A 6,309-nucleotide genomic window follows, 5' to 3' on the forward strand; every position below is an offset into this window, starting at 1 on the left:
TTATGGCCGCAGTCACAATCTGAGGTTCGATGCAGCCCAAGACGCAAATCACGGTCGCCATTGTCGACGACGACCAATTCCTTCGGGAATCGCTGCGCGACTTCTTTGACGCGATGGGCATCGATAGTGTTGCCTACGAATCGGCTGACGCGTTTCTGGAATCGGGCGATCTGGATCGGATGCATTGTATCCTGGCCGATCTCAAGATGCCCGGCACGAACGGTATCGAACTTTTACGGAAGGTGGTCGCAATGGGCGGCCCTCCTGTCTGTATCATGACCTCTTTTGCCGACAGCCACACGCGGGGGCTCGCGCGATCCTGTGGGGCGGCGGGCTTCCTCGAAAAGCCGATCAGCTCCGCCGATCTCCTTGAATTCATTTCAAAACCAAAGCGCGGCTAAAGTGTGTCATGATCATTTGGTCCTAACTTCCGTATAGATTTCGAGCACGCGGACGGCCTAGTACCGTCGGAGGAATACGCCGGCGCGACCGCTCGGGTGGCTCGGACCTGTTCGAGTGGAAAGAGGATGAGGTCGATGGTGTCCTGCAGCTTTCGGTCGCGGCAGCTCCGAAATCGTCGAAGCGGCTCAGTATCGGCTTGCCCACAAAAGGCCAAGCCTTGATATCGTTCGGTCAGCGCGCGACGTTGTAAAACGAACGTATATCTTCTTTCGTAACTTATAAACTGCAATATAAATCGGCGAATTACTGAATTCAATAGGTATTATTGAGTTCTAATCGGCCGCTTTACCAACTTGTCAATCAGGAGACACGAATGGAATTTCGTTCTATCGCGCCGACGCGGCGAAATATTATGACGGGGACATTGGCGCTCACCGCGACAGCGGTAACCCTCAGCGCTGAATCGGCCCAGGCCGCAAAACCTGAGAAGATTGCGGCGGCTGGGAGGTCGAGCGGCAACTACGTGACATCAACGGACGGAACTGAGATCTTCTACAAGGATTGGGGTCCGAAGGACGCTCAGCCGATCGTCTTCCATCATGGTTGGCCACTCAGCAGCGACGACTGGGATGCCCAAATGATCTTTTTCCTCGAACAGGGCTTCCGCGTCGTCGCACATGACCGCCGCGGTCACGGCCGCTCGGCGCAGGTCGGCGGCGGACATGACATGGACCATTATGCAGCCGACGCTGCAGCGGTTGCGGACCACCTCGATCTGCGCAACGCCATCCATGTCGGCCACTCGACGGGTGGCGGCGAAGCGACGCGTTACGTGGCGCGCCATGGCAAGGGTCGTGTTTCCAAACTCATTCTTATCGGCGCGGTTCCGCCCATCATGCTCAAGACGTCAGCCAATCCCGGTGGCATTCCGATCGAGATCTTCGACGGGCTCCGTTCCACGCTCGCGGCAAACAGAACCCAGTTTTACATCGACTTCCCGAGCGGCCCGTTCTACGGCTTCAACCGCCCAGGCGCGACGACATCCGAGGCGATCGTCCGGAATTGGTGGCGCCAAGGCATGGCGGGCGCCATAAACGCTCACTATCTCGGCATCAAGGCGTTTTCCGAGACGGACTTTACAGAAGACCTCAAGATCATCGACGTACCGACGCTCGTCCAGCACGGTGAAGACGACCAGATCGTCCCCGTGGCTGACTCCGGCGTGCTCTCGGCAAAGCTTTTGAAGAACTCGACACTGAAGATCTACAAGGGCTTCCCACACGGAATGGCGACGACTCATGCGGATATCATCAACGCCGACATCCTGAACTTCATCAACGGATAATCGGTGTGAGGAGGGCGCTGCCGCCGGCTCCCTCCTCTCTTTTGCCGGACCGCGAGAGAGTGAACCAGGTGCTCAAGAAAAGCGTCGAAAATGCTCATAATCGAGGACGCACGAGCGGCGGCTTCCTGCGGCGGCGCCCCTCTATCAATTCCGTTGAAGCCGTTCGACTTTGCGAACCAGATCGGCAAGCGACCGGCTCTCCATCTTGCGCATCAGGCTCATACGATGGAGTTTTACCGTCATCTCGCTGATACCGAGTTGATAGGCGACCTGCTTGTTCATCAGACCGCTGACCACGGCAAACATGACTTCCTGCTCGCGGGGAGTAAGCGTGTCGGCGAGTGCCTGAATGCGCTCCCGTTCCGCATCTGTCTTGCGGCGCTCCGAATCCAGGCGGATCGCGTGATCGACGGCATCGAGAAGATCCTGGCTGGCGAAGGGTTTCGTTATGAAATCCGTGGCACCCGCCTTCATTGCTTTCACGCTGGTAGGAATGTCGGCAAATGCTGTCAAAAAGATAATCGGCAGCCGGCAACCAGCGAGAGAGAGATGCTTCTGCAGATCCAGACCGGTAACGCCGGGCATCCTGAGATCGACGACGAGGCAACCCGGTGCACTGATATCGGCCATCTTGAGGAATTCCGACCCGTTCGAAAACGCGCTGGCCCGCTTCTTCGTTACCATGAAAAGGTCAAGCAAGGACTCTCGCATCTTTTCGTCATCATCTACGACATAGACGATCGGTTCGACGGACGTGTCCGCTTTCGTTTGAGCGTGTTGCATGGCATTGCCTCGGTGCATATTCGGAAACGGGTCCCCTCCCCGCGCTCACGAAACATCACGCCGAGTTCGGAGCTTGAAGCGGCGCTCATGAGCCTGTTGCGATGGCGACGTCCTCTCATCGCCAAACGTTTTGTAGCACCAAAGCATTCAGCCGTGATGGTAGACCTTGGTTTAGGTAAGGTGAGACGGATAGTCAGGTTGAGGCAGAACAATCGTCCGGGTCAACCCAAAACTTCGTTTAGTCGAACACACGCGCCAAAGGCCTATGATCCCATCAAATGATATCAGATGGGAGTGAAAGATGAGAGCAGCTGTAATCGGCGCAAGCGGAGCGATGGGCTCCAAGATCGTCCGCATATTGCAACGCGATGGATTTGATGTCGTGGCCGCGTCAACGAAAACCGGCGTAAATGCTTATACCGGCGAAGGGTTGGAGGTCGCGCTGGCCGGCGCCGATGTCGTGATCGATGTCACCAACTCCGGCTCCTTTGGCGAAGGCAACGCGCTCGACTTCTTCAAACGGGCCGGCAGGAACTTGCTGACCGCCGCGAAATCATCCGGCGCAAAGCACTATATGGCGCTCTCGGTGGTCGGAACCGACCGCCTCGTCGAGAACGACTATTTTCGTGCCAAGCTCGTTCAGGAAAACCTGATCCGGTCATCCGGCCTGCCATACACGATCCTCCGCTCAACCCAGTTCTTCGAATTCTTCAGCAGTATCGTGAACGACTTTGCCGTGGATGGTAGCCTGAAGGTGCCATCAATCGCCGTGCAACCAGTCTCTGCCGACGAAGCGGCGAACTGGATAACCAAGCTCGCCTCGAGCACACCCCATAACGCGATCGTCGAACTAGCGGGACCGGAATCAATTCAGCTAGTCGATCTGGTGCGCGAGTTGTTGACGGCAACCGAAGACGCTCGCCTGGTCAGCCTGGCCCCGGCGGCCCTTTATTTCGGCGTCGAGTTGCCCCGGGACGGCATGCTGCCCATCACGCAGGCGCTCTCGGGGAAGCTGTCCTTCCATGACTGGCTTTCCCGAAACGTGGCTGCTTAGCGTCTTACGAGAAAGCAGATGGCACACAAAGTGAGCCCACATGACGCTGTCGGCAACGTAGTGGCAAAGCGAAGGCGGCGCCTCACGCGCCGCTTTCGCTGCTCGTGATCATCACAGGCTCAAACGGAAACCTTGTTCGCGCTTGGGATCGACGGTTCACGAACCCTTCGAGCGCATGCCCACATCGTTACAGCGATACCGAAGATCGCCGGCATACTCACCGCCGGAAAGTCGCGGACGAGAACGGACGAGGAGCATATTCCGACCGCAACCTCCCATAGGTGAAACAGGGCATGTGCGATAAGCCAGAGAGTGGCCGCCAACCATAGATCGATGCGCCGGTCTTCCCGAAGCCAGCCGACCGCGAATGCAAGACCGATGAAGCCTTGGATGATGCCGATGTCTCGGATGAAATGCTGATTGAAGAAGCCGGTATCGGTGACCCCCGGGACAAAGTAATACCACCCCTCCGGATTGTAGAGCATGAAAACGGCCAGCCACCCGGCTAGAAGGACGTTGAACCAGACCATGACGAAGACAGCGTATTTAAGTGCTTTCATTTCTTGTCTCCTGCTTTTTGATAGAGCAGAAAGCTACCATCGCCGCATAGGAGCGGCTGCCCAAACCAAGGTTTAGGATTTTCGGGAAACGCAATGCTGGTCCATCGAATAGGCGGTCGACGTCAGCCGATGACGTTCCTGATACAGGCGATCAATTCGCCGCTGTCGAGCGGCTTTCCGAGAAAGGCCGATGCGCCGTTGCGCAAAGCTGCCACCTTCATCTGCGCGGTGGTGTAGGATGTCATCATCAGGACCGGAGGGCACCCCTCCACACCCTTCAGGAGGACTAGCATCTCGATGCCCGATATGCCCGGCATCCTGACATCCGCCAAAATGCAATCGACCTCCCGATATCCCTCTTGCGACAGGAAATCTTCAGCCGACGCGTAGAGATGGCTCCTTACGCCCTCCGTCTCGAGAAGATCCTGTATGGACTCGCGTACAGACTGGTCATCGTCGATGATCGCAATTGAGGCGGAACCGGGCATAGGCTTCAGTGCACTTTCCTTGATACCTATGCTGTGGCGATCAGCACTCGGTCACGGCGTCAGTAGCATGTTGATTGTCCAATAGGCGAGCCGCCATGTAGACACGATCCTACGCTTAGCCATAGGAGATCTCCGAGTCGACAGATCTTTGTCGACTATGCGGATCATCGGGCGATCTTGATCGGAATCCGGCTCAGGCGCAGGTTGCAGGCTCCACAAGGCAGACAAGTTGGCGCAAACGTGTTGAAGTCTATCAATGCCGGTCGAAAAATGTAGCTATACGGACGTTTAATCGGGTTGCCGTTCGGACGGGCTGCTTGAGCGTGTCGAGGCGGATGTGGATAGATTGCTAGCGATCGCCTGCTTGGAGCTCGCGCGGTGAGCCATCCGCTCCGCCTGTCACTGTGGAAGCTCGGCCGAAAACCCAGCTAACCTCTCGCTTAATTTTAATTTCCAGCCAGCCGTTCATTATCGCGGTGCCAAGCGCCGCAGCGGCTGGTGGCGTTCTTGCGAACGCGTGACGGGCCTCCGGTCAGTGAAGGCCGCAATTGCCATCGAGGGTCTGATCCGAAGCGCATGAGGCGTCGATGCCGGGCCCCGTTTACAAGGCCACGCCGGACAATCGCCGGCGCGGATATCGAAGTAGGCAGGCAAAGCTCAGGTAAGCGACATTCCGCCGTCAACGAATAGCTCCAACCCATTGACGAAGGTTCCTGTGGCCAAAAACAGCGCGGCGTGAGCCAGTTCTTCCGGACGACCCATCCGCCCTGCCGGGATGAGGTCCGACATTTGCCGCTCAAATCCCGGACGATCGGCCTTATTGACTCCGAGTTTGCCGAGAATCTCGGTCTCGACAGGACCGGGGGTCAAAATATTCACCCGGATCTTGCGCTCCTTGAATTCAAGGGTCCAGGTCCTGGCGAATGCCGCCAGAGCCGCCTTCGATCCGGCATAGACGGCATGCTGCGGCAAGACTTTCGTCGCAGCCAGCGAGCTGGTCACGATGATGTTGCCGCCCTCGCGGATCAGCGGAGCCACGGTCTGCACACCGAAGAATACGCCGCGCGTATTGACCGCGAAATGGCGGTCATATTCCTCTTCCGCCACCGCTGATGACGAGGACAGATTTATAACGCCGGCGTTCGCCATGTAGATATCGATCAGGCCAAATCTCTCGCGCACCGCCGCAGCCAGATGGCGGTGGTGCTCGATACTGGCAACATCGCCGCAAATGCCGATGGCGCCATTTCCGATCTCGTCAATGGCAGCATCGACGACATCCTGTCGTCGGCCGGTGATGACGACCTTCGCGCCTTCACGCGCAAAAAGCCGCGCGGTTTCCTTGCCGATACCGCTGTTTCCGCCGGTGACGACGGCCACTTTGTCTTCAAGCATCTTCATTTTCTATCTCCTTGCCAGAGCGTGGGAGATAGATGCCGCCGGGACAAAGGATTAGCTGGCCGTGGAGAACAAGATGTGTTCCCGATGATGCGGAATAGGATGCCAATTACTGGCGATACCTGCCAAAACAAAAGCCCGCCGACGAGGCGGGCTTTCGTTCAGGTTTCGTCAGTCGACGCTTATGCCTTGTACTTTTCAACGGCACCGGGAAGCTTGCTCCACGCGGCGTACCAGGTGTTGAACAGCTTGAACTGCGCTTCGACATAGCCGCGCTGG

Annotated in this window: 7 protein-coding genes; 3 read left to right on the plus strand and 4 right to left on the minus strand. The window is 57.3% G+C overall.

Translation table 11 applies throughout. The features are described from left to right. The first annotated feature begins 29 nt into the window (after positions 1–29). A complete protein-coding gene (locus PY649_RS08740; RefSeq protein WP_285867874.1) occupies positions 30–401 on the plus strand; it encodes a response regulator transcription factor in 372 nt (123 codons plus the stop codon). Between the two features lie 374 nt (positions 402–775). Further along, positions 776–1,747: an alpha/beta fold hydrolase gene (locus PY649_RS08745; RefSeq protein ID WP_285867875.1), complete on the plus strand. Its 972-nt coding sequence runs from the start codon at positions 776–778 to the stop codon at positions 1,745–1,747. Positions 1,748–1,891: 144 nt separating this feature from the next. On the opposite strand, the gene PY649_RS08750 is transcribed toward PY649_RS08745, so the two are convergent. Then, positions 1,892–2,530, minus strand: coding sequence for a response regulator transcription factor (locus PY649_RS08750; protein WP_285867876.1), 639 nt, complete (start codon positions 2,528–2,530; stop codon positions 1,892–1,894). A gap of 301 nt (positions 2,531–2,831) precedes the next feature. On the opposite strand from PY649_RS08750, the gene PY649_RS08755 reads away from it, so the two are divergent. Further along, positions 2,832–3,584: an SDR family oxidoreductase gene (locus PY649_RS08755; RefSeq protein ID WP_285867878.1), complete on the plus strand. Its 753-nt coding sequence runs from the start codon at positions 2,832–2,834 to the stop codon at positions 3,582–3,584. A 119-nt stretch (positions 3,585–3,703) separates the two neighbouring features. Here the strand turns inward: PY649_RS08755 and PY649_RS08760 are convergent, their stop codons facing one another. The 3 genes from PY649_RS08760 to PY649_RS08770 form a co-directional block, all read right to left on the minus strand. Continuing rightward, entirely contained in the window at positions 3,704–4,144 is a 441-nt protein-coding gene (locus tag PY649_RS08760; protein ID WP_285867879.1) for a hypothetical protein, read from the minus strand. Positions 4,145–4,266: 122 nt separating this feature from the next. Next, positions 4,267–4,632, minus strand: coding sequence for a response regulator transcription factor (locus tag PY649_RS08765; RefSeq protein ID WP_285867880.1), 366 nt, complete (start codon positions 4,630–4,632; stop codon positions 4,267–4,269). Between the two features lie 657 nt (positions 4,633–5,289). After that, entirely contained in the window at positions 5,290–6,033 is a 744-nt protein-coding gene (locus PY649_RS08770; protein ID WP_285867881.1) for an SDR family oxidoreductase, read from the minus strand. Positions 6,034–6,309: the final 276 nt, after the last annotated feature.

This window comes from Rhizobium mayense, from assembly GCF_030272705.1.
GTDB classification, from domain to species: Bacteria; Pseudomonadota; Alphaproteobacteria; order Rhizobiales; family Rhizobiaceae; genus Rhizobium; species Rhizobium mayense.

What these genes read in the sequence shown, in the direction of transcription:
- PY649_RS08740 (WP_285867874.1), top strand. Translation starts at nt 30, where the DNA reads ATGCAGCCCAAGACGCAAATCACGGTCGCCATTGTCGACGACGACCAA.
- PY649_RS08745 (WP_285867875.1), top strand. Translation starts at nt 776, where the DNA reads ATGGAATTTCGTTCTATCGCGCCGACGCGGCGAAATATTATGACGGGG.
- PY649_RS08750 (WP_285867876.1), bottom strand. Translation starts at nt 2,530, where the DNA reads ATGCAACACGCTCAAACGAAAGCGGACACGTCCGTCGAACCGATCGTC.
- PY649_RS08755 (WP_285867878.1), top strand. Translation starts at nt 2,832, where the DNA reads ATGAGAGCAGCTGTAATCGGCGCAAGCGGAGCGATGGGCTCCAAGATC.
- PY649_RS08760 (WP_285867879.1), bottom strand. Translation starts at nt 4,144, where the DNA reads ATGAAAGCACTTAAATACGCTGTCTTCGTCATGGTCTGGTTCAACGTC.
- PY649_RS08765 (WP_285867880.1), bottom strand. Translation starts at nt 4,632, where the DNA reads ATGCCCGGTTCCGCCTCAATTGCGATCATCGACGATGACCAGTCTGTA.
- PY649_RS08770 (WP_285867881.1), bottom strand. Translation starts at nt 6,033, where the DNA reads ATGAAGATGCTTGAAGACAAAGTGGCCGTCGTCACCGGCGGAAACAGC.